The 411-nt window shown below is 70.3% G+C and carries 1 protein-coding gene; it reads left to right on the top strand.

What is annotated here, in order from left to right; translation table 11 throughout:
- On the top strand, window positions 1-411 hold a 411-nt coding region (locus EN742_RS37470), incomplete at both ends, for an exodeoxyribonuclease VII large subunit (RefSeq protein WP_281035082.1).

Here is a 411-nt window from a genome sequence, read left to right as displayed (position 1 = left end):
TTTCCCGCCGCATCAACGAGGCGCGCACGCTGACCGGCCGCGATCTGGCGCGCGCGAAGGCTGCCTTCTTCGCCATCGTGCGCGAAAGGCGGGCACGGTTCAAACGTACCGCTGCACGGCTGTCGCCGGCGCCGATCGCAAGACGACAGAAGGTGCAGGCCGATGCTCTGACCGGGCTGACACGGCGCCAGGACCATGCGATTGCGCGAAGGCTGGACCGGTTGCGCGCGAGCCTGACCCAGGCCGACCGGCTTTTGTCGACGCTTTCGCACAAGGCGGTGCTGGCGCGCGGCTTCGCGCTGGTCAAGGATGCCGAAGGCGCGGTGATCAAGCTGGCGGCGGACGTCGCGCCGGGGGCGGCGCTGTCGCTGGAATTCGCCGACGGCAGCGCCGACGCGATCGCCACCAGCG

The organism is Mesorhizobium sp. M4A.F.Ca.ET.020.02.1.1, from assembly GCF_004022645.1.
In the GTDB taxonomy this organism is placed as follows: Bacteria; Pseudomonadota; Alphaproteobacteria; order Rhizobiales; family Rhizobiaceae; genus Mesorhizobium.
Note: the sequence above shows the minus strand (reverse complement) of the source record. Positions and strands in the feature narration are given on the sequence as shown.